This window comes from Pandoraea commovens, from assembly GCF_024704525.1.
GTDB lineage: Bacteria > Pseudomonadota > Gammaproteobacteria > Burkholderiales > Burkholderiaceae > Pandoraea > Pandoraea commovens.
Map to the genome: position 1 here is coordinate 4779132 of NZ_CP102780.1, position 22714 is coordinate 4801845.

Genomic DNA, 22714 nt, shown 5'->3' on the forward strand with positions numbered 1-22714 from the left:
CATTCGACGGACCCGGCCGCTCACCGGACACCCCCCGTCCGGTGAAGTGTTCTCAAGGAGCGCATCATGAAGCTGCCACTGGCTGTTGTCTTCATCCTTGCGTTGGTGACGATGGTGACGATTACGATCTGCCTGTCCGGCGCAGTCACCCGGCGCGACACCGAGTATGGTGGCGTGCGGGCGGTGCTGCATCACTATGTGGAAGTGCCGGGCCTGACGGGGCATTCGTCGAATTCGACTACCGGAATCCCAACACGCTGATCGCCCCCGGGGTGCATGATCCTTTGCGGTCGTGCGCGGTGCCGTTCCCCGGACGGTTCCGACTGAGTCGCTTGAATCGCCTGAGTCGACTGAGACGGAACACCTGATTCACGCTCCACCCCCCTGCCCGCCGCTGCGCAATTTGCCAGCGGCGGCGTTCATTCAGGCGTTGAAAAGCTTGAGAGACGGGGCGGACGATCCTACTCGCCAACGCCACCGAGACGGCGGCGGTCGCGCTTGGTCGGACGGCCGTGCATCTGCGCCGCCGGTTCCTGGAACAGACGTCGGCGCTCGCTCTCGTCGGCACGCGCCTGAATGCTCGCTTCGGTCTCTTCGTACAGCGACTGCGCGACCGGCGCGGAGCCGCGCACCTCGGCAATCGCTTTGACCCTCACTTCCCAGCGCGTACTGCCGTTGTCGACCGACACGACATCGCCGGGACGCACGTCGCGCGCCGGTTTCACGCGGGCTTCGTTGCACAGCACGCGGCCACGGTCGACCGCTTGCGTGGCGAGCGAGCGCGTCTTGAAGAAACGCGCCGCCCACAGCCATTTGTCGATCCGCGTAGCGGCGTGAGGAGAATCGTCTACCTTGACCGTCACGACCGTGCTCCCGCTTCTCCGTGCGCGCCTTCAGACGGCAACGAGGTCTGCATCTGCGCCTGCGCGGCGGCAGCAGCGGCCGCACTGGCTTCTTCGAATGCCGCCACGGCCGCCACCTGACGCTGACGCGTCGACGCCACTGCAGCCGCCGAGGCATCGGCCTCGCCCTGCGGCGAGAGCACCGGCCAGCCTTGCAGATGACGCGCTGCGATCTCGCCCAGCGCCGTAATCCAGGCGCTCGCGCCGTTCAAGCAGGGAATGAAGTGGAACGACTTGCCGCCCGCCGAGAGGTAAGCGTGACGTCCTTCCATATTGATTTCTTCGAGCGTCTCGAGACAGTCGGACGTGAAACCCGGGCAGAACACGTCGACGCGCGGCGTGCCGCCACGACCGAGTTCTTCGAGCGTCGGGGCGGTGTACGGCTGGAGCCATTCGGCCTTGCCGAAGCGCGACTGGAACGTGAGACGGCACGTCGTCTCGTCCAGACCGAGGGCGGCCGCGAGCAGGCGCGCCGTCCTCACGCACTGATCGTGATACGGATCGCCGAGGTCGAGCGTGCGGCGCGGCACACCGTGGAAGCTCAGCAGCAGACGTTCACCGGCGGCAAAGTCCGGTCGGCCGTTTTGCAGCCAATAGCCTTCGACCTGCTGGCGCAGCGCCTCGATGTACGCGGGATGATCGTGATAGTCGCGCACCGTGCGCACGTCGGGCTGATTGCGCAGACGGCCGAGCACGCGGAACACGGCGTCGCTCGCGGTGGCGGTGGTGCTGCTCGAATACTGCGGATAGAGCGGCAGGACGAGAATCCGCTCGACGCCGTTCTGGCGCAACGCACGAATGCGCTCGGGAATCGACGGATTGCCGTAACGCATCGCGTAATCGACCACGACGTCATAGTCGTTCGCGTGCAGCAGCGCGCGTAGGGCGTTCGTCTGATGCTCGGTGTTGACCTTGAGCGGCGAGCCGTCACGGGTCCAGACCGTCGCATACTTTTGCGCCGACTGACGTGAGCGGAAGGGCAAAATCACCAGCCGCAGCAACGGTTGCCACACCAGCGACGGGATTTCCACGACGCGCGGGTCCGACAGGAACTCGCGCAGGTATCGGCGTACGGCCGCAGGACGCGGCTCGTCGGGCGTACCGAGGTTAATCAGCAGTACGGCGGTCTTGCCGGACTGGCCATGCGAAATAGGTTCGGGATCGAAGCGCATGGAACGTACTTTACCGCAAACACGCGGCCCATCCGGCGTCTGTCATGCCTGTCGATACTGCCGGAATGCCCCCTCCGTCGGCCAGTCCACAGCCGGACGGAGGGAATCACGGTCATCTGCGCAGACGGGCCATCAAGCGCGCCATCAGCCGTGCCGATGCTCGTCGTCGTGAGACGACCGATGGTCGGCACTCGGATGTTCCTCATGTGCGGACGCGCGCGCCCCTTCCGGCTTGCCCTCACGCTGCGTGGGTTGCGGGTGCGGCTGCGCCTGAGGACGTTCCTGCTGAGGTTGCGGACGCGGCGCGGGCTGCACATGCTCCACCGGCGGCTGCGGGCGCGGCGGCATACGCTCGACTTGCGGCTGAGGCTGCGGACGCGGCTGCGGTTGCGCTTGTTGTTGAGGCTGAGGTTCGGGACGCGGCTGCGCCCGTTCCACCTGCGGTTGCGGCCTCGGTTGCTGGAACTGCTGCGGCTCCGGGCGCGGCTGCGTCTGCCATTGCTGCGGACGGCGGGCCGGTTCAGCCGCCTCCGGTTGCTGTTGCTGACGTTGCGGCGCAGGCGTCGCTTGTCCGCCGCGCGCCTCCGGCTGGACAGCAGGTGACTGCGGCGCTTGTGGTGATTGGCGGCGCATTTGCATCTCACGCTGCGCGGCGTCGTGCCCCGGCTGCGGAACGGCTTGCGGCGCTTCGCCGCGTGCCGACGGCTGCGCCTGCCCCTGAACAGCACCGTTCACGCCCGGCGGATGCGGAACACCCGAGGGCGCAGGCTGACGCTCGGTCGGTTGGGATTGCACCGCCGATTGCCCCGGACGATTCTGATAAACGCCGTGCCCCGGATAGCCGGGTTCGCTCGGAACACCGGGCGTTCCGGGCACGCCCGGCTGACCCGGTACGCCCGCATGGCCCGGTGCCCCCGGGACGCCCGGTTGTCCGGGCACTCCCGGCGCGCCGTGCATCGGCGGCACGGCACCGGTTGCAGGCAAGCCTCCATGGCCCGCCGTCGCCCCGACGGCACCGGTCGCGCCCAGCGCAGGCATCGCACCGTTCGCCCCAATCGGCGCACCGACCGGCCCGTGCGTGCTGACGACCGTCACACGGGGGGCGATGCGTGGCTGGCCATTCGGGCCATTGGGACCATTCGGACCGCCCGCGCCGAGATTGCGCACCTGCTGCCCGTTCTGACCGAACACCAGCGGCGCACCACCCGCGTTCGGCACGGCGTGCAACTGACTCGTCAGCTCACGCGACGGCATGCCACGGGCGACCGGCGCGCGCGTCGCCAGCACCTGCCGGTTGAACACGCCCGCAGGCGGCGCACCTGCTGCCGGACGGCTGTTGCCGAACACGCTTTGCTGCACCGGGGCCACACCCGGCGTATTGCCGACGCGCCACGTCTGCGCACCACGCGGTGCAGCCAGAGCCGTCGGCGCACCCACGGGGCGTCCCTGCACGAACGCCTGCGCGGGCATCGTCGACACAGCGCCCCGCACATTGCGGTTCACGTAGATGTTGTTGACGTTGATGTTGTTGGTGATATTGGTCGTACGAACGATCGTCGAGCGATTGATGTTCGTGATGTACGACGAACTGGCGTGATACGCGGGACGGTACGGGTCATGGGGCCCAAGCGCAAACCACGCGAGTCCCACGCCCCCGGCGGCGAACGAAACACCCCACTGGTTCCCGCCGCTGCTGCCGCTGACCCAGCCGACCAGCGCCGGCGCATACACCGGACGCACTGCCACCGGCCCCGGCACCCAGCACCAGCGGGCATCCACGTAAGCCCAGCGCCCGTAGTGATACGGCGCGAAGCCCCACGGCGCATCGTCGACCCAAGTCCAGCCCCACGGGTCGACCCAGGCCCAATGCCCCGTGCGGTAAGGCGCCCAGCCCGAAGGCATGTTGGACGGCACCCACACCGCGCCGTAGCTCGGCGTTTCCTGCCACGAACCGTAGTCGTCCAGACTCTCGAAGCCGGTCATGTCGCGCGGCACGTAACGCGCGGAGACGGAGGCGTCTTCACGTGCGTCGCGATCGCGCATCCATTGATCGAAAGCGTCGGCCGTGAGCGGGCCGGTCTGCTGCTGCGTCAGGTTCTGACCGACGAACGCGACCCGTTGACCTTGCTGGAGCGGGACCGACGCCCCTTGTCCGTACGCCGTGCCCGCACCGCGCGAGACGCTCACCGTCGTCACCCCGTTCGGATCGACATCCACACGATATTCACCGGCCTGTTGCGGCACGAATGCCAGATTCGGCGTATCGATCTCGTATGGTTGATTCGGATCGAAGCTGCGCAGGCGCACACCGACGGTGCCCTGCGTTACGTTCAGTTGCACATTCTGGTCGGTGACGGCTGACAGCGTCAGACTGGTCGACGCGCCCATGCGCACCGCCGTGCCGCCCACGTGCATCTCGGCCCGGCTATTGCGGTCGACCCAGATGGCATCGCCCGTCGTGAGCGGACGGTTGCGGTCCGCGTAGCGCCAGTCGCTCGTGCCTGCGGGGGCGTAGGTGACGGTGCCGTCGAACTCGGAGAGACGCGCCACGCGCCCCGGCGGATCGGCGCTCTGCGCCTGTGCCTGCGCCATCACCACCGCCGGCGCACCCACCGCGCCCAGCAGACCCAGCGCCAGCCCGACGCCAAGGGAGCGAACCGTCGTCCGCCAGGAAATCAGGGATTTCATAAACACTCCGGGCCCTTTCGGTGGGCATGCCGTGCGCGGCTTGCAGGCGTTGGCGTTCAGCCACCTTGTTGCTCTGTCCGAATCCTCCGGCGAGCCCGATGACAACTTCAGATGACCTCGCCGCAAGTGACGCTTCAAGCCTAAGCCTGCCGTGTGTGACAGCGTGTAAAGGAATGCTACGGGGTTGTAACCGGGAATGGGCGAATCGACGGATGGGCCAATGCGCGGACGCGCCAGCGCACCGCTCAGTGATGACTCAGCGCGTTGGAGAGCAGCTTGGCGGTGATGTCGACGATGGGGATGACGCGCTCGTACGCCATGCGCGTCGGCCCGATCACGCCGAGCGTACCGACGACCTCGCCGTCGACTTCGTACGGGGCCGTGACAACCGTCATCTCCTCGATCGGCACGAGACTCGACTCGCCGCCGATAAAGATCTGCACCCCTTGCGCGCGGCTCGACACGTCGAGCAGTTGCAGCAGGCCGGTCTTGGACTCGAACACGTCGAACAGCTTGCGCAGACGCTCCATGTTCGAGGACAGATCCTCCACGCCCAGCAGGTTGCGCTCGCCCGAGATCAGTACGCTCTCGCGCGTGGTGTCGGCCATGGCGTCGCTGCCCGCCTGCACGGCGGCCTGCATCAGCGCGCTCATGTCCGAGCGCAGAGCATCGAGTTCGCCACGCAAATAAGTGCGCACGTCGTCGAAACTGTGACCGCCGAAGTTGGCGTTCAGGTAGTTTGCCGCTTCGACCAGTTGCGCCGGAGAATAATCCTTTTCCGTCAGGATGATGCGGTTCTGCACGTCGCCGTCGGGCGTGACGATGATGAGCAGCACGCGCTTGTCGGACAGACGCAGGAATTCGATATGACGGAAAGTCTGGCTGCGTCGCGGGGTCAGCACCACGCCCGCGAATTGCGACAGATGCGAGAGCACCTGTGCGGCGGAAGCCACCAGCTGTTGGGGTCCGGCCGGTTGCAGGCTCGTCTGCACCTGCGTCGAAAGCTGGAGCACGGCCTCTTCGAGCGGGCGCACAGCGAGCATCGTGTCAACGAACAGACGGTAAGCGCGCGGCGTCGGCACGCGACCGGCCGACGTATGCGGGCTGGCCACGAAACCCATCGCCTCGAGATCGGACATCACGTTGCGGATCGTCGCAGGAGACAGGTCGAGGCCCGAGAACCGCGAGAGCGTGCGCGAGCCGACCGGCTGGCCATCTGCGATGTACCGTTCGATCAGGGTTTTGAGAAGCGTTTGCGCACGTTGATCTAGCATGGCAAAAATTGTAACGCGAAACGCGGGGCCTGTTCCCCCTAAATCGGGCCTCGCTCTGCATGGCCACAGGAACCGTTGCAGGCCGTGCGTTGGCGATGGTTGCTGTCATCGACTTATGGTGTAATGGCGGCATGAAAACTGGGAGCCCCTTCAAGACCGTGGCGCTCGTCGGGAAGTACCATGCCGACGGCGTCGCCGAACCATTGCTCACGCTAGCGGCATGCATCGCCCAGCGTGGGCATCATGTCGTCTTCGAGCGTGACACCGCGCATAACATCGGCGCAGGTGCCGATCCATACCGGACCCTCGACATCCAGGAAATCGGCACGCAGGCCGACGTGGCCGTCGTCGTCGGCGGCGACGGCACGATGCTCGGCGTCGGCCGCCAACTGGCCGCATCGAAGGTGCCGCTCATCGGCGTGAACCACGGCCGCGTCGGGTTCATCACCGACATTCCGCTCGACGAGATGCGTCAGGTCGTGCCCGCCATGCTCGAAGGGCATTTCGAAGCCGAACAACGCACTCTTCTGGCCGCCCGCATCGAACGCGACGGCCAGACGCTCTTCGAGACGCTGGCGTTCAACGACGTGGTCGTGAACCGCTCGGGGATCTCGGGGATGGTGGAGCTGCGCGTGGACGTCGACGGCCGCTTCATGTACAAGCAGCGCTCCGACGGCCTGATCGTCGCTACGCCCACCGGTTCGACGGCCTACGCGTTGTCGGCGAGCGGCCCGATCCTGCATCCGCGCCTCGGCGGCGTGGTGCTCGTGCCGATCGCACCGCATGCGTTGTCGAACCGTCCGATCGTGCTGCCGGATTCGAGCGACATCGTCATCACGATTACCGGCGGTCGCGAAGTCGGCGCCAATTTCGATATGCAATCGTTTGCCGAATTGCGCCAGGGCGACCAGATTCTGGTCGGCCGCTCCCAGCATCAGGTGACGTTTCTGCATCCGGTCGGCTACAACTACTACGCGACGCTGCGCCGCAAGCTGCACTGGAACGAGCATATCTCCGACGAAGATACGCCGCAGAACTGACTCCACGCCTCACCCGACATCCCATGCTACGCAGTCTCTCGATTCGCGATTTCGTGATCGTCGATCGTCTCGATCTGGAATTCTCCGCCGGCTTCACCGTGTTTTCGGGGGAGACCGGCGCGGGCAAATCGATTCTGATCGATGCGCTGGCGCTCGCGATGGGCGAGCGCGGCGACACCAGCATGGTGCGCAACGGGCAAACGCGCGCCGACATCACCGCTGAATTCGCCGCCGACGCCGAAGCGCGCCCCGATCTCGAAGCCTGGCTGCAAGCGCAGGCGCTCACGCTCGAAGAACACGGCGGTGTGCTGCTGCGCCGTGTACTCGACGCCGGCGGTCGCTCGCGCGCTTTCATCAACGGCACCCCCGCCACGCTCACGCAAATGCGCGAACTCGGTGAAATGCTCGTCGACATTCACGGCCAGCACGCGCACCAGCAGTTGCTGCGCCCCGACGCGCAACGCCGCCTGCTCGACTCGCACGCAGGCGCGACCACCCTCGCCGCCGATACCGCCGCCGCTCACAAGGAGTGGCGACGTCTCGTCAAGCGCTGCGAGGAGGCGCATGGGCGCGACCGCGAACTGCAACTGGAGCGCGAGCGTCTCGAATGGCAGACGTCCGAACTCGACAAGCTGGGTCCGCAGGAAGGCGAATGGGACGACGTGAGCGCCGAGCATCGCAGGCTCTCTCACGCAGCGAGTCTCATCAACGGCGTGCAAGGCGCGCTCGACGCGCTCGCCGAAGCCGACGGTGCCATCGTCCCCTCGCTTGGTCATGTCGTGCATCAGATCCGCGAACTCGCGGAGATCGACGCCGGGCTGGCCGACACGCTCGCTGCGCTGGAGCCTGCCGAGATTCAGCTTCGCGAAGCGGTCCATTCACTCACCCATTACGCGCAACGCATCGATCTCGATCCGGAGCGTCTGGCGGTTGTCGAGCAACGACTCGACGCCCTGCATTCAGCCGCGCGCAGATTCCGTGTGACACCCGAGCAATTGCCCGCCGAGCTGGCAGAGCGTCGCGCGCAACTGGAAGAATTGACGGCATCGGCCGACACGGCGGCCATGCAGGCCGCAGCCGACGCCGCGCAGGCCGAATTTCTCAAGCTGGCGAAGGACTTGTCAAAGGCCCGCGCCAAAGCGGCGGCCTCGCTCTCACGCGAAGTCACCCGAGCGATGCAAGACCTCTCGATGCCCGGCGGACGCTTCGAAGTCGCACTCACGGCAACGCCCGAGCCGCAGTCGTTCGGGCTGGAGACGGTCGAATTTCTCGTTGCCGGACACCCCGGCGTGCCGACGCGTCCGCTCGCCAAAGTTGCCTCGGGCGGCGAACTCGCACGCATCAGCCTCGCGTTGCAGGTGATCGCCAGCAGCGCGAGTCTCACGCCGACGCTGATCTTCGACGAAGTCGATTCCGGGATTGGCGGCGCGGTGGCCGAAGTAGTCGGTCGCCTGCTTCGCGAATTAGGTCAGGGACGTCAGGTGCTGTGCGTGACCCACCTGCCGCAGGTCGCCGCTCTCGGCCATCAGCATCTGCGAGTGAGCAAACGCAGCGACGGCGATACGACGATGAGCGAGATCGAGCCGCTGGGTCGCACCGAACGCGTCGAGGAGATCGCGCGGATGCTGGGCGGCGTGGAGATTACGGCGACCACGCGCAAGCACGCGCGGGAGATGTTGGCACTCTGAGCGGCGTCGAGAACATCGACATTCCTCAATAAACAACGGGCGGCCCATCATCGGCCGCCCGTTGCTTTTCAAGCCTGTGCGTTCAAGCGCCGCCCAAGCGTCAGACAGTCAAACCGGCCCCGCGTCTGCGAACACAGAATCCCATAGCGCCATCACGGCCTGACGTTCTGCCTCGACGTCCGCGCCCGGCACGCGTGCCGCCTCCACCCCGTCCAGCCGCAACTTGTGTTGACGTTTGCGATACAACCGATACGCCGCCGCCGCGTCTTCCGCGAGCTTGGTATCGATCAGTCCCAGTTGCGCCGCCTCGCGCAGCAAGGCGATGTTGCCCGCGTTACGCAGCAGCGCCGGATGCGCGCCCGAGTGCAGCAGCACCAGATACTGCACGGTGAATTCGATATCCACCATGCCGCCCCGGTCGTGCTTCAGATCGAACAACTTCGTCCCGTTCGGATGCCCTTCGAGCACCTTGCGGCGCATCGCCACGATCTCCTGCGCCAGCGCCGACGCCTCACGCGGCGTGGCCAGCACCTGCGCACGAATGTTCTCGAACGTCGCGCCGATGGTCTCGTCGCCCGCGCAGAAACGCGCGCGCGTGAGCGCCTGATGCTCCCAGACCCACGCCGTGTTGGCATTGCCTTCGCGGAACTGGTACTGACGGAAACTCTCGATGTTCGTGACCAGCAGGCCGGACAAGCCGTTCGGGCGCAGTCGCAGATCGACATCGAACAGCATGCCCGCGCCCGTATGCGTGGTCAGCCACGTCACGAAACGACGGGCGAGCGCGGCGTAAGCGTCCGGTGCGCGGTCGTCGTCATCGTCGTAAAGGAAGATCAGATCGAGGTCCGACGCGTAGCCCAGTTCCTTGCCGCCCAGCTTGCCGTAGGCGATGACTGAGAAGCGCGGCACCTCGCGATGACGCGTCGCGACGTGCGGCCAGACCGTCGAGATCGTCACGTCGACGATGATGTCCGCCAGTTCCGAGAGACGGTCGCCGATGGCCTCCACCGACAACGTCCCCTGCAAATCGAGCAGCAGGATGCGGAAGACTTCGGCGTGGTGTGCGCGACGCAGAATGTCCATCTGCACTTCGACGTTGCCCGCCGCCCCCGCCGCGTTCAGGCTCAGCAGCAGTTGTGTCTTGAACGACGGCCAGTCGAACGGCGCGGCAAGCGCTTCGTCGTCGAGCAGTTCGTCGAGCAGTTGCGGATGGCTGATCAGATAACCCGCCGCCCAGCGTGACCCGGCGAGCACCTTGACCACGCGCTCCAGCGCGCGCGGATACTCCGTGAGCAGCGCGAGATACGAACTGCGACGGCTGATGGTCGAGAGCAGATCGAGCATGCGGCCGAGGACAGCGTCCGGCTCGCCGGTGCCCGCCGCACCTTCCACGGCACGCTGCACGAGCTGGTCGAAGCGACGCCGGCTGATCTCGCCCAGCGCCTTGTAGCGCGAGGACGTCCACACGGCGCGCAATCGGTCGAGCGCACCTTCGGCGTCGTTGAAGCCCAGACGCGTAAGCTGATTGCCGAGGTCGCCCGTCTGCGCTTCGTCGGCCAGACATTCGCTCCACAGTTCCGGCGGGCACTCGCAGTCGCCCGTGCCCGACCCCGCGCCCTTCTGTCCGCTGCCGTTGGCCTTGTCCGCGAAAATCTCATCGAACTGACCGGCGACGAATTCGCGATGCTCGTCGAGCACCGTCATGAAGGTCGCTTCATCAGGGAAACCCATGGCGCGCGCCACCGCGAGGCGGTCGTCGCCGGGCGACGGCAGGATATGGGTCTGCGCGTCGTCCAGATACTGAATGCGGTGTTCGAGCTTGCGCAGGAAGACGTAGGCGTTGGACAGTTCTTCCGCCACGTTCTGCGCCAGCCACCCGCGCCGCGCCGCCACGCCCAGCACCGCGAGCGTCGGCCGCACGCGCAGTTCCGGCTCCTGCCCACCGCGAATCAACTGGAAGACCTGCGCCGAGAATTCCACTTCGCGAATGCCGCCGCGTCCGAGCTTGATGTCGTTGATGCGCGCCGGTTTGGCCCGCGCGCGACGCTCCGCCTCATGGCGAATCTGCTCGTGCAACGCGCGAATCGCGCCGATCACGCCGTAATCGAGGTAGCGACGGAACACGAACGGCTGCACCAGCGACGTCAGCAGTCGCTCGATCCGGCGGCCGGGCTCGCTCGCAACTTCGGACACGAGGCGTCCCTTGATCCACGCGTAGCGCTCCCACTCGCGGCCCTGCACGTAGAAATACTCTTCGAGCATCGGCAGACTGCACACCAGAGGACCGGAATCGCCGTTGGGGCGCAGGCGCATGTCCACCCGGAACACGTAGCCGTCTGGTGTAAGCTCCGAAATCAGTCCGATCAGCTTGCGGCCGAGTTTCGTGAAGAATTCATGATTGGACAGCAGACGCAGGCGACCGGCGGCGGCCGCATCGGCACCGTCAGGCGCGGTTGTGTCGCCATCGTCTTCATATAGGAAGATGAGGTCGATGTCGGACGAGACATTGAGTTCCCGACCGCCGAGCTTGCCCATGCCGACGACGCCGAGCGTCTGACGCTCCCCTTCCGCGTTACGCGGCACACCGTGAATGGCTTCGAGGTCGCGCGAGAGCACCGCAATGCCCGCCTGCACAGCGAACTCGGCGAGCGCCGACATGGCCTCCGTCACTTCGGACAACTCAGCACGGCCGTCGAGATCGCGTTGCATGACGGCGCACAGCGCTTCGACCCGCAGGATGCGCAAGGCGCGTGCCAGCGCAGCCTCGTCCACACCGGAAATGCCGGACGGCTGGTCCGGCGGCGTCAGCAGCGTGCCGGTGATGGCTTCGAAGCGGCGGGCGAGCCAGCGCGCGTCGACGGGGTGCTCGGCGAGCGTCGGCAAGGCCTCGGCCAGCGCGGGGCGGGACGCCAGCATGCGCGCGGCATATCGCGAGTAGGACTGAATATCGATCGGAATTTCGGATGAACTCACTGGAGGGGTTCCGGTCTGCAATGAGAATGAAGAGACTTTCGCATGCTTACCCGTGCGTGATGAAACGCCGGATCACACGTTTTTTCTCCTACGGCAGGGCCATCGGAGGGCCTTGGGCTTGTGTTACAGTCTTTGCCACAGAAACTACCACATTCCCTCGTAGACGCGCAGCATGACCGACCGTAAGCCGCCCGCCTCGCCCACCGCGACCCGGTCCTGGTTCTCGTCACTGCCGCGTGGCTTGCGACTGGGTCTGGAATGGCTGCTGGCGCTCGTCGTCATCGTCTATTTCGGTCTTGGCGCAGTCATCCTCGCGACCCGGTACGTCATCCTTCCCCGTGTGTCCGACTATCGCCCTCAAATCGAGGCGGCGGCCACGCGCGCCATCGGCCTGCCGGTCACGATCGGGCGCATCGACGCCGTCTGGCGCGGCTGGCATCCCTACCTGACGCTGGAAGACGTACGCATCACACCCCCGACGCAAGGCACCCCGCCCAAGGCATCGACGATTGCCCGCGTGGTCGCACCGTTGCATCGGAACAAGGCCGCCAGCGCTCCGCTAGCCTCGGTCGCTTCAGCCGCTTCGGCCAGTACCGCGCCCGCTACCACTGATTCCACGGACAACTCGCCGGTGAGCTACGCCCCGCCGGGCGCGCCGCCGCCCGTGGAGCCGAGCCTCACACTGCACCGCCTCGACGCTGTGCTCTCCTGGACCAGCCTGATCCATTTCGACCTGCGTCTGTCGAACCTCACGCTGCACGAGCCGGACGTGACCATCGAGCGCCGCGTCGACGGCTCCATCCTCGTCGCCGGGATGCCGGTGACGGGCGGCGGCAAGACGAGCGATGCCCAGGGGGCCGACTGGATCATGCGTCAGGCGCGCGTCGTAATCCGCAACGGTACCGTGCGCTGGCGCGACGCCACGCGCGACGTGCCCGAGGTGGTCGTCACGAACATCAACGCCATGCTGCGCAATCGCGGCTTCGAACACCGCTTTGGGATGCAGGCGAACCCGCCGCAAGGGATCGTCGCGCCGCTGGATATACGCGCGCGCTTCACCAATCCGCTGTTCGCCCGCCCCGGCGAAGTCAAACGCTGGCGCGGCCAGATTTACAGCGAAGTCGGCACACTCGACCTGTCAGAGCTGGCGCGTTACGTCGATTTGCCGGGCAAAGACTCGCGCGGCCGCGTCGCGGCGCGTGCATGGGTCGACTTCGACAATGGCGTCGTCACCGGCGCGACGCTGCGCGCGGCCGGGGCCAATACGTCAGTACAACTGGCGGACAACCTGCCGCCGCTGACCTTCGACGCCACGCAAGGCCGTATCGACGTCACGCGTGCCGGTGCTCAGGCCGACGCGGGCTGGAATCTGCGCGCACGGGAACTCACCTTGCAGGCAGCCGGACGTCCGACGCTCGACGTGCCGGACCTGAGCGCCAAATACCTACCCGCCAGCGACGATCAGGGCTTGCAAGTCGCGCTCACCGGTCAACGCTTCGACATCGGTGCCGCGATGGCGCTCGTGCCGTCGCTGCCCATCGACGCCCAAACTCGCGACACGCTCGCCAGCTTCCGTCCGCGTGGACGACTCGCCCATTTCGACGTCAGCTATCAGGCACCTAAGCCTCACGGGCCGGGCAATTGGCGCGATCTGCCGGGCATCAAGCAACTCCCGCCCGAGCGCGACCGTTACCGCGTCGTCGCCGATTTCGAGAGTCTCGGCATCGACAGTGCGCCGAGCCAGCATCCCCCTGCCCGGCCGAACTCGCCGAACGCAGGACGCCCCGGCTTCGCGAATCTGAGCGGTCATATCGACGCGGATCAGTCGCGCGGCAGCCTCACGCTCAATTCGAAGAACGCCACGCTGGACTTCCCCGGCCGCTTCGACCAGCCGCGCCTCGACCTCGATACGCTCACGGCGCGCACGTCATGGCGCGTGTCGCACTCGGCCACCAAGCGCGACGCCCCGGCGAACGTGCAGGTGCGTGTCGATGCCGTGCATCTGCAAAACGCCGAACTGACGGGGGACGTGAGCGGTACGTGGCAGAACGGCGGCAAGGGCAACGGGATCGTCGATCTGAAGGGCAATATCGTGCGCGCGAACGCCAATGCCGTACCGCGCTACCTGCCCACCGATATCGGCGCGAGCGTGCGCGACTATCTGCAACGCGCGCTGCTGGCCGGCACCGTGCAGAACGCACCGTTCGCGGTGCAAGGCGATCTCGAAGACTTCCCGTACGGCAAGGGCGGCGGCAAGTTCCGCATCGACATCCCGCTCGTGGACGTGACGTTCAATCCGTCGCCGCTGCGCCCCGGTCATACGGAAGTCTGGCCCGCGTTCGAGAAGGTGCGCGGCAATCTGCGCTTTGACGCCGACAAGTTGCACATCGCCATCGACAACGGCTCGGTATACGGCGTAACGCTCACGCAGGTGCAGGGCGACATCAACAACATCGGGCAGGACGACTCCACGCTCACGCTCAAGGGCGATGCGCGCGGGCCGGCGGCGGACTTCGTCAAATATCTGAACACCAGCCCTGTGGGGCACTGGATCGGCGACTTCACCGACGAGACGCGCGCGAACGGCAACACACAGCTCGCCATGCAGTTGTCGATGCCGCTCGATCACACCGACCGCTCCAAAGTCACCGGCCGCGCGCGCTTCCTGCGCAACGACGTGACGCTCATCAACGGATTGCCGATGTTCGGGGCGGTCGACGGTGAACTCGCGTTCACCGAGCGCGGCATTTCGCTCGACAACCTGCGCGGCACGTTCCTTGGCGGCGACGTACGCGCGTCTGGCGGCAGTCGCGACGACGGCACCATCGTCCTGAACGTCAACGGTCAGATGAGCGCACAGGGCCTGCGCGAGAATCGCGAGAACGCCACGCTGGCGCAACTGGCCAAGCGCATGACGGGCAGCACGCCCTACACCGCCACGATAACGGTGCGTCAGGGCATGACGGATCTGGCGGTGCAGTCCACACTGGCCGGTCTCGCCGTGAACCTGCCCGCGCCGCTGGGCAAGAGCGCCGAGTCGTCGCTGCCTGCGCGCTTCACGATGCGTCCGCAGATGAATCCGGGGGGACGCCGCACCGACATGCTCGACTTCGCCGTGGGCAGCGTGCAGGGCAACTACGTTCAGCAACGTAGCGCCACGAATGGTTCGAATGGCGCACGCGTGGAAGTACTGCGCGGCGGCATCGGCATTAACCAGCCTGTGCCCGCACCGCGTGAAGGCGTGCAGGCGAGCGCCCAGTTCGATACGCTCGACGTGGATGCATGGCGCAGCGTGATCGCGTCGCTCAGCAGCACCGCCGTCACGCCCGGCACGCAAGGCACGCCACCCGCCCCCGCCACGACGGCAGCCGCCGCGCGCGACGAATTCGGTGCCCTCACGCCGTATCTGCCGACGCGTCTCGCCCTGCATGCGAAGCAGGTTCGCCTGTTGTCGCGTCAGTGGCCGGAACTGGTGGTCGGTGCGCAGCGCAACGACCGCGACTGGCAGGTAAGCCTCGCCTCCGAACTCGTCTCCGGATTTGCCGAATGGCACGCGCCGGACGAGAAGAACCCGTCGGGCGCGATCCGTGCACGTCTGGCGAAACTCGTGATTCCGCGCGAAGACCACGGCAGCGACGTACTCACGCAAGTGCTCGACGAGCCGAGCGACGAATTCCCCGCCATCGACGTCGTCGCCAATGATTTCGTGCTGCGCGACAAGCCGCTCGGCCGCCTGCAACTCAACGCGCACAACGACATCGAGGACGGTGTGCCCGTCTGGCAACTCACCAAGCTGTCGCTGAGCAACAGCGCCGCCACGCTGGATGTGAAGGGCAACTGGCGTACGTCGCGCCGTCGCGCCGCCGTGGCAGCCGCAGCAGGCAAGGACGACGACGACGTGCCACGCCGCACGGTGCTCGACTTCAATCTCGACGTGAAGGACGCTGGCGGACTGCTCGACCGTCTGGGCCTGCCCAAGACGCTCAAGGATGGCTCCGGCACCGTCTCCGGCCGCTTCGGCTGGCGCGGCGGCCCCGACGCGATCGACTACCCGACGCTGGGCGGGCGCGTGGCCATCGAGCTCAAGCGCGGGCAGATCCTGAAGGCCGATCCGGGGCTGGCGAAGCTGCTGGGCATTCTGTCGGTCCAGACGCTCGCCAAGATCCTGACCTTCGACTTCAACAGCGTGATCGGTAGCGGTCTGCCGTTCGACAGCATCAACGGCAACGTCACCATGCAGGGCGGCGTGGCAAATACCAACGATCTGACGATCAACGCCAGCATGGCGACTATCAAGATCGACGGCCACACCGATCTCGCGCGCGAGACGCAGGACCTGAATGCACTGGTGCTGCCGAAGATCAACGCGGCGTCGGCATCGCTGGCGTTTGCGATCATCAACCCGGCGCTGGGCATCGGCTCGTTCTTCGCGCAACTGGCGTTGGGCGATCAGCTCTCGCGCACACTCTCGACGACGTATCACGTCACCGGCTCCTGGGACAATCCGGTCATCGGACAGGCCTCCGGCAATAAGAGTAAGATCGATGCATCCCCGGAAACCCGGCCGGAAGCGCTCAACAACGCCTCGGGCGTCGCCTCTCCGGCCGGCATGCGCGGCAACTGAGCCCCCGACATCAGCAATCCATGACGAGTCCCGATACGAAGTCAACCGTCCAGCCCGCCCCGACCGGCGCGTCCGTTCGCGTGGCTGCCGCGCAAATGGTGAGCGCGCCCGACGTCGACCGGAACCTGCGCGAAGCCGCCCGTCTGGTGGCCGAAGCGGCAGATGCCGGGGCCGAGCTGGTGCTGTTGCCGGAGTATTTCTGCTACATGGGCCAGCGCGACACCGACAAGCTCGCACTGCGCGAAACGCCGGGCAGCGGTCCGATTCAGGACTTTCTGGCGGAAACGGCGCGCCGCTACGGCGTCTGGCTGATCGGCGGCACGCTGCCGCTGGCCGCGCCGGAGCCTGAGCGGGTGCTCAACACGACGCTGGTCTTCGCACCGGACGGCGCAACCGCCGCGCGCTACGACAAGATCCACCTGTTCAACTTCGTCAAAGGCGAGGAAGCCTATGACGAAGCGCGCACCATTCGTCCCGGCGACGCTGTACGCACGTTTGAAGCGCCGTTCGGGCGCGTGGGCCTGTCGGTGTGCTACGACCTGCGTTTTCCCGAGTTGTACCGGGCGATGGGCGACTGTACGCTCATGGTCGTACCCGCCGCCTTTACCTACACCACGGGCCGTGCGCACTGGGAATTGCTGCTGCGTGCGCGGGCCGTCGAAAACCAGTGCTACGTGCTGGCGTCCGCGCAGGGCGGGCACCACGAGAACGGGCGGCGCACCTGGGGGCATTCCATGCTGATCGACCCGTGGGGCGAGATCGTCGCCCAGCGCGAAGCGGAAGGCGCTGGCGTGGTCGTGGGCGAGATCGATCCGGCCCGGCTGGTCGGCGTTCGCCAGAGTCTGCCCGCCTGGCGTCACCGCGTGCTGCAGGGCTGACCGATATGTCCCGCACCTGCACCCCGCACCGCGTTGATTTCGCCATGTTGACTTCGACGAATTCGCCCTCATCTACCGAATACATTTCCTTGGCCTGACACCGCATGAAAATCATCGACACCGGCATCCAGAATCTGGCCACGGCCCGCGAGCTGCTGCTCACGCCGTACGGCCTCGACGAAAGCCATCTCCAACGCGCGCTCGGCGACATCTTCACGCACCGCGTGGATTACGCCGATCTGTACTTCCAGTACACCCGCAGCGAAGCGTGGAGCCTGGAGGAAGGCATCGTCAAATCGGGTTCGTTCTCGATCGATCAGGGCGTGGGCGTGCGCGCCATCGTGGGCGATCGCACCGCGTTCGCGTACTCGGACGACATCTCCGAGATTGCGCTCAAAGACGCCGCAGCGGCCACGCGCAGCATCGCCACGGCCGGACGCGGACGCGTGAAGGTCGGCAGCAAGCTGGCCAACGCCACCGGCCACGGGCTGTACCTGCCGTCCGATCCGCTCGCCTCGCTCGACGCCAACGGCAAAGTCGCGCTGCTCGAACGTATCGAGAAGCTCGCCCGTGCGCGCGATCCGCGCGTGTCGCAGGTCATGGCCGGTCTGGCCGGTGAATACGACGTCGTTCTCGTGGCCCGTAGCGACGGCGTGATCGCCGCCGACGTGCGCCCGCTCGTGCGCGTGTCCGTCACCGTCATCGTCGAATCCAACGGCCGTCGTGAAATCGGCAACAGCGGCGGCGGTGCGCGTCTCGACTACGCCTACTTCACCGACGACCTGCTCGAAAAGTACGTCAAGGAAGCTGTGGACGGCGCCATCGTCAAGCTCGACGCCCGCCCGGCACCGGCCGGTGCGATGACCGTCGTGCTCGGCCCGGGCTGGCCCGGCGTGCTGCTGCACGAAGCCATCGGCCACGGACTGGAAGGCGACTTCAACCGCAAGGGCTCGTCGGCGTTCTCCGGACGTCTGGGCGAGCGTGTGGCGGCCAAGGGCGTCACGGTGGTGGATGACGGCACGCTGTCGAACCGCCGTGGCTCGCTGAACATCGACGACGAAGGCAATCCGACGCAGTGCACCACGCTCATCGAAGACGGCATTCTCAAGGGCTATATGCAAGACAGCCTGAATGCGCGCCTGATGAAGATGCCGGTCACGGGCAACGGCCGCCGCGAGTCGTATGCCGCACTGCCGATGCCGCGCATGACCAACACGTACATGCTCGGTGGCGACAAGGACCCCGAGGAAATCATCAAGTCGGTCAAACATGGGCTGTACGCCGTGAACTTCGGCGGCGGTCAGGTCGACATCACGAACGGCAAGTTCGTGTTTTCGATGTCCGAGGCGTACATGATCGAGGACGGCAAGATCACGTACCCGGTCAAGGGCGCGACGCTCATCGGCAACGGCCCGGAATCGCTCAAGGACGTGACGATGATCGGCAACGACATGTCGCTGGACTCGGGCGTGGGCGTGTGCGGCAAGGAAGGCCAGAGCGTGCCGGTGGGCGTGGGCCAGCCGACGCTGCGCATCGAAAACATGACGGTCGGCGGTACGGCCTGATCGACACGGTTTGCGCACTGCAAAAAATGCGTAAAGCTTAGCAAGGCGCCCGGGTCAAACCGGGCGTTTTCGCATGTTTTCAGAAAAACGTGATTTTTTGATGCAAAACGTCACGCAAAAATACGGAGATTCCGCGCGTTTTCCCGCCGATCAGCGGCCCCACGCGGTTGCAGCGTCATTCGATTAGGCGTATAAAGTTGTTTCTGTGCACGGCAAACCGCCTGCAAAGCAATGTCCAAGACATCCTTCATGACCGCCAATAAGTTTTACTTTTACTTTTTTGCGTATCTCACACCGCTGGCGGATGGAGAGGGACAGTTGCAGCAGTAAGCACCGAACGAATCCTGAAAAACCGCCAGCGAGTCTGGCGGTTTTTTTTTGACCCGAATCCCGAGAAACGAACCGCAGTCCGAACTGCCCAGGAGAAAAAACATGCCTCCCCACAACACCGATGATGTCCGTATTCGCGAACTCAAAGAACTGACGCCCCCGGCGCACCTGATCCGCGAATACCCGTGCTCGGAAAAGAGCGCGGATCTCATCCATCGCTCGCGTGGCGCCATTCATCGCGTGCTGCACGGCATGGAAGACCGTTTGGTCGTCATCATCGGCCCGTGCTCGATTCACGACCCGAAGGCTGCGCTGGAATACGCGGCGCGTCTGGTCGAGCAACGCGAACGTCTGAAGGGCGAGCTGGAAATCGTGATGCGCGTGTACTTCGAAAAGCCGCGCACGACGGTGGGCTGGAAGGGTCTGATCAACGACCCGCACATGGACAACAGCTTCAAGATCAACGACGGTCTGCGTCTGGCACGCGAACTGCTCGCCCAGATCAACGAGATGGGCCTGCCCGCCGGCACGGAATACCTCGACATGATCAGCCCGCAGTACATCGCCGATCTCGTGTCGTGGGGTGCCATCGGCGCACGCACCACTGAATCGCAGGTGCACCGCGAACTCGCGTCGGGCCTGTCGTGCCCGGTCGGCTTCAAGAACGGCACCGACGGCAACGTGAAGATCGCCGTGGACGCCATCAAGGCCGCATCGCAGCCGCACCATTTCCTGTCGGTGACGAAGGGCGGCCACTCGGCCATCGTCTCGACGGCAGGTAATGAAGACTGCCACCTGATCCTGCGTGGCGGCAAAGCGCCGAACTACGACGCCGCCAGCGTGCAAATCGCCTGCGACGACATCGCCAAGCAAGGTCTGGCCGCGCGCGTGATGATCGACGCATCGCACGCCAACAGCCAGAAGAAACACGAGAACCAGATCCCGGTGTGCGACGACATCGCCCGCCAGATCGCCGGTGGCGACGATCGCATCATCGGCGTGATGGTCGAGTCGCACCTCGTTGCCGGTCGTCAGGACCATGTGCCGGGCAAGGAACTGACCTACGGTCAGAGCATTACCGACGCCTGCATCAACTGGGAAGACAGCCTGAAGGTGCTCGACACGCTGGCCGACGCCGTGCGCGCCCGCCGCGTGGCACGCGGCGCTGGCAACTGATCGACATCAGTCAGCGAAGACGTAAGCAAGCGAAGGGCGGCCGATGAACCATCGGTCGCCCTTTTTGCATCCTGCGCTCGCCGTCAGTGACGTGAGTTCCCGGCGCTCTTACTCGGCTTCGCCCGTCGTACGCTCACGCTGCCAGAGCACGTCGCTGCCGCCACCTGCACGGTTGAGTACACGGGCGAGCACGAACATCAGGTCCGACAAACGATTGACGTATTGACGCGGGGCGGGTGCGACGGTCTCGTCGGCCCCCAGCGCCACCATCGCCCGCTCGGCTCGGCGCGACACCGTGCGCACCACGTGCGCAAGTGCTGCGGCGCGCGTGCCGCCCGGCAGAATGAACTCCTTGAGCGGCGGCAGATCGGCGTTGTAGTGCGCCAGCCACTCGTCGAGCTTGGCTACCTGAGCATCCGTCAGCAATGTGTGACGGGGCATGCTCAGTTCGCCACCGAGATCGAACAGGTCGTGCTGAATATCGAGCAGCATGGCCCGCACGTCCTGCGGCAGGTCCTCGCACAGCAGCACGCCGATATGCGAATTGGTCTCATCGATCTCGCCAATGGCGACGATCCGCAGGCTGAACTTGTCGACGCGTGCGCCGTCGCCCAGGCCGGTCTTGCCACCGTCACCGGTACGCGTGACGATCTTGCTCAAACGATTCCCCATCTTCTGACACCTACCCCTTGCGGCACATCTTGCCCGCCGGCCCCTGTTCGGGCACCGGACGACCTGCCTTTTTGATTGAAATTGACCGCACAGCCATCGCCTGCCCATTTTTCAGGCAATTCCGATGGCACTCAGATACGGCAAGTCCGTATGATATGACGCAAAGTGTGGGGAAAAACGCCGTCACAGCGTAAAATCCCCGCTCATGAGGTGTCAGGGCGTGCACCGCGCGCCCGAGACCCCGCCCGATATGGTGTCCGCCTGCGCCCACCGGCCGTGGCGGCCCGGAGACCCGAAGGAGAAAGCCGTGAATCATCCCCATCTGCCGTTCGCCGCAAAGCGTCCGTTCCCCGACGCCCTGCTCACCGAGTTGCAAGCCCTGCTGGGCGAGCGCGTGAGCACCAAGGAAGCGCTGCGCGAACATCACGGCCGGGACGAGTCTCCGTTCGACCCGATGTTGCCCGATGCGGTCGCCTTCGCGCACAGCACGGAAGAGGTCTCGCAGATCGTCAAGCTCTGCGCGAAACACAACGTCCCTATCATCCCCTACGGCGCGGGTTCGTCGCTCGAAGGTCATCTGCTCGCGGTCGAAGGCGGTTTATCGCTCGATCTGTCGGAGATGAACCAGATCGTTTCGATCAACGCCGAGGACCTGACCGTCACCACGCAGCCCGGCATTTCGCGCAAGGCACTGAACGAAGCGCTGCGCGACACGGGCCTGTTCTTCCCGATCGATCCGGGCGCTGACGCCAGCATCGGCGGCATGTGCGCCACGCGTGCCTCGGGCACCAACGCCGTGCGGTACGGCACAATGCGCGAGAACGTGCTGGCCCTGACCGTGGTGCTCGCCGACGGCCGCATCATCCACACCGGCACGCGCGCCCGCAAGTCGTCGGCTGGCTACGACCTCACGCGCCTGTTCGTGGGCAGTGAAGGCACGCTGGGCATCATCACCGAAGCCACGGTGCGACTGTACCCGCAGCCCGAAGCCGTCTCGGCCGCGATCTGCTCGTTCCCGAGCATGACGGACGCCGTGAACTGCACCATCCAGACGATCCAGCTGGGCGTGCCGGTCGCACGCGTCGAATTCGTCGACGCGCTGGCCGTGCGTGCCATCAACAAGCACTCCAAGCTGGACTTGCCGGAAACGCAGACGTTGTTCTTCGAATTCCACGGCAGCGAAGCGGGCGTGCAGGAACAGGCGCAGACGGTCGAGGAACTGGCCAAGGACAACGGCGGCACCGGTTTCGAGTGGGCCACGCGCACCGAAGACCGCAACCGTTTGTGGAGTGCGCGCCATAGCGCCTACTTCGCGATGCTCCAGCTTCAGCCGGGCAGCCGTGCGGTGACGACGGACGTCTGCGTGCCGATCTCGCGTCTGGCCGAGTGCGTCGGCGAGACGGAAGAAGACCTCAAAGGCTCCTATCTGACGTGCCCGATCGTGGGCCACGTGGGTGACGGCAATTTCCACGTCGCGATTCTCATCGATCCGGACAAACCGGCCGACATCGAAGAAGCCGAGCGCCTGAATCAGCGCATTGTCGAGCGCGCCATCCGCATGGGTGGCACCTGCACGGGCGAACATGGCGTCGGCCTGCACAAGATGGGCTTCCTCGTGACGGAACATGGCGAAGACGCCATCGACGTCATGCGCGCGATCAAGACATCGCTCGATCCACACAATCTGCTCAATCCGGGCAAGATTTTCCGGTTGCGTGCTGCGGGCTGAGCG

General features: G+C 65.6%; 13 protein-coding genes and 1 pseudogene. 8 read left to right on the forward strand and 6 right to left on the reverse strand.

The window, feature by feature from the left end:
• The first annotated feature begins 66 nt into the window (after positions 1-66).
• Positions 67-261 (forward strand): hypothetical protein, encoded by a 195-nt coding sequence (locus NTU39_RS21465; RefSeq protein WP_373275332.1) that lies wholly within the window; start codon positions 67-69, stop codon positions 259-261.
• Positions 262-461: 200 nt separating this feature from the next.
• Here NTU39_RS21465 and NTU39_RS21470 read toward each other — a convergent pair whose 3' ends face one another.
• The 4 genes and pseudogenes from NTU39_RS21470 to hrcA all read right to left on the reverse strand — a co-directional run bounded on the left by NTU39_RS21470 (position 462) and on the right by hrcA (position 6036).
• Entirely contained in the window at positions 462-863 is a 402-nt protein-coding gene (locus NTU39_RS21470; protein WP_084103983.1) for an RNA-binding S4 domain-containing protein, read from the reverse strand.
• 161 nt (positions 864-1024) lie between these two features.
• Positions 1025-2074: pseudogene (hemH, locus tag NTU39_RS21475) on the reverse strand (ferrochelatase); the annotation flags it as partial.
• Positions 2075-2218: 144 nt separating this feature from the next.
• Positions 2219-4762 carry a DUF6600 domain-containing protein gene (locus tag NTU39_RS21480; protein ID WP_257960152.1) on the reverse strand — a complete coding sequence of 848 codons (2544 nt, stop codon included), beginning with the start codon at positions 4760-4762 and terminating at the stop codon, positions 2219-2221.
• A gap of 245 nt (positions 4763-5007) precedes the next feature.
• Positions 5008-6036: a heat-inducible transcriptional repressor HrcA gene (gene hrcA / locus NTU39_RS21485; protein WP_150664420.1), complete on the reverse strand. Its 1029-nt coding sequence runs from the start codon at positions 6034-6036 to the stop codon at positions 5008-5010.
• A 59-nt stretch (positions 6037-6095) separates the two neighbouring features.
• Here hrcA and NTU39_RS21490 point away from each other — a divergent pair, with 59 nt between their 5' ends.
• Together NTU39_RS21490 and recN are read left to right on the forward strand one after the other, a co-directional pair.
• Positions 6096-7076 (forward strand): NAD kinase, encoded by a 981-nt coding sequence (locus NTU39_RS21490; protein WP_246184561.1) that lies wholly within the window; start codon positions 6096-6098, stop codon positions 7074-7076.
• 23 nt (positions 7077-7099) lie between these two features.
• Complete coding sequence (gene recN, locus NTU39_RS21495) at positions 7100-8764, forward strand: DNA repair protein RecN (RefSeq protein WP_150664421.1); 1665 nt, start codon at positions 7100-7102, stop codon at positions 8762-8764.
• Between the two features lie 108 nt (positions 8765-8872).
• Here recN and glnE read toward each other — a convergent pair whose 3' ends face one another.
• Positions 8873-11680 carry a bifunctional [glutamate--ammonia ligase]-adenylyl-L-tyrosine phosphorylase/[glutamate--ammonia-ligase] adenylyltransferase gene (gene glnE / locus NTU39_RS21500; RefSeq protein ID WP_257960123.1) on the reverse strand — a complete coding sequence of 936 codons (2808 nt, stop codon included), beginning with the start codon at positions 11678-11680 and terminating at the stop codon, positions 8873-8875.
• A 229-nt stretch (positions 11681-11909) separates the two neighbouring features.
• Between glnE and NTU39_RS21505 the strand changes: the two genes are divergently transcribed.
• The 4 genes from NTU39_RS21505 to aroG all read left to right on the forward strand — a co-directional run bounded on the left by NTU39_RS21505 (position 11910) and on the right by aroG (position 20310).
• A complete protein-coding gene (locus tag NTU39_RS21505) occupies positions 11910-16361 on the forward strand; it encodes a YhdP family phospholipid transporter (RefSeq protein ID WP_257958523.1) in 4452 nt (1483 codons plus the stop codon).
• Between the two features lie 20 nt (positions 16362-16381).
• Positions 16382-17239, forward strand: a complete 858-nt coding sequence (locus tag NTU39_RS21510; protein WP_257958525.1) for a carbon-nitrogen hydrolase family protein — start codon at positions 16382-16384, stop codon at positions 17237-17239.
• Positions 17240-17343: 104 nt separating this feature from the next.
• Entirely contained in the window at positions 17344-18804 is a 1461-nt protein-coding gene (tldD, locus tag NTU39_RS21515; protein WP_257958526.1) for a metalloprotease TldD, read from the forward strand.
• Positions 18805-19236: 432 nt separating this feature from the next.
• Positions 19237-20310: a 3-deoxy-7-phosphoheptulonate synthase AroG gene (aroG, locus tag NTU39_RS21520; RefSeq protein WP_150664427.1), complete on the forward strand. Its 1074-nt coding sequence runs from the start codon at positions 19237-19239 to the stop codon at positions 20308-20310.
• 108 nt (positions 20311-20418) lie between these two features.
• Here aroG and NTU39_RS21525 read toward each other — a convergent pair whose 3' ends face one another.
• Positions 20419-20982, reverse strand: a complete 564-nt coding sequence (locus NTU39_RS21525; RefSeq protein WP_233327697.1) for a cob(I)yrinic acid a,c-diamide adenosyltransferase — start codon at positions 20980-20982, stop codon at positions 20419-20421.
• A gap of 307 nt (positions 20983-21289) precedes the next feature.
• On the opposite strand from NTU39_RS21525, the gene NTU39_RS21530 reads away from it, so the two are divergent.
• On the forward strand, positions 21290-22711 hold the full coding sequence (locus NTU39_RS21530; protein WP_150664429.1) for an FAD-binding oxidoreductase: 1422 nt from the start codon (positions 21290-21292) through the stop codon (positions 22709-22711).
• The last annotated feature ends 3 nt before the right edge of the window (positions 22712-22714 follow it).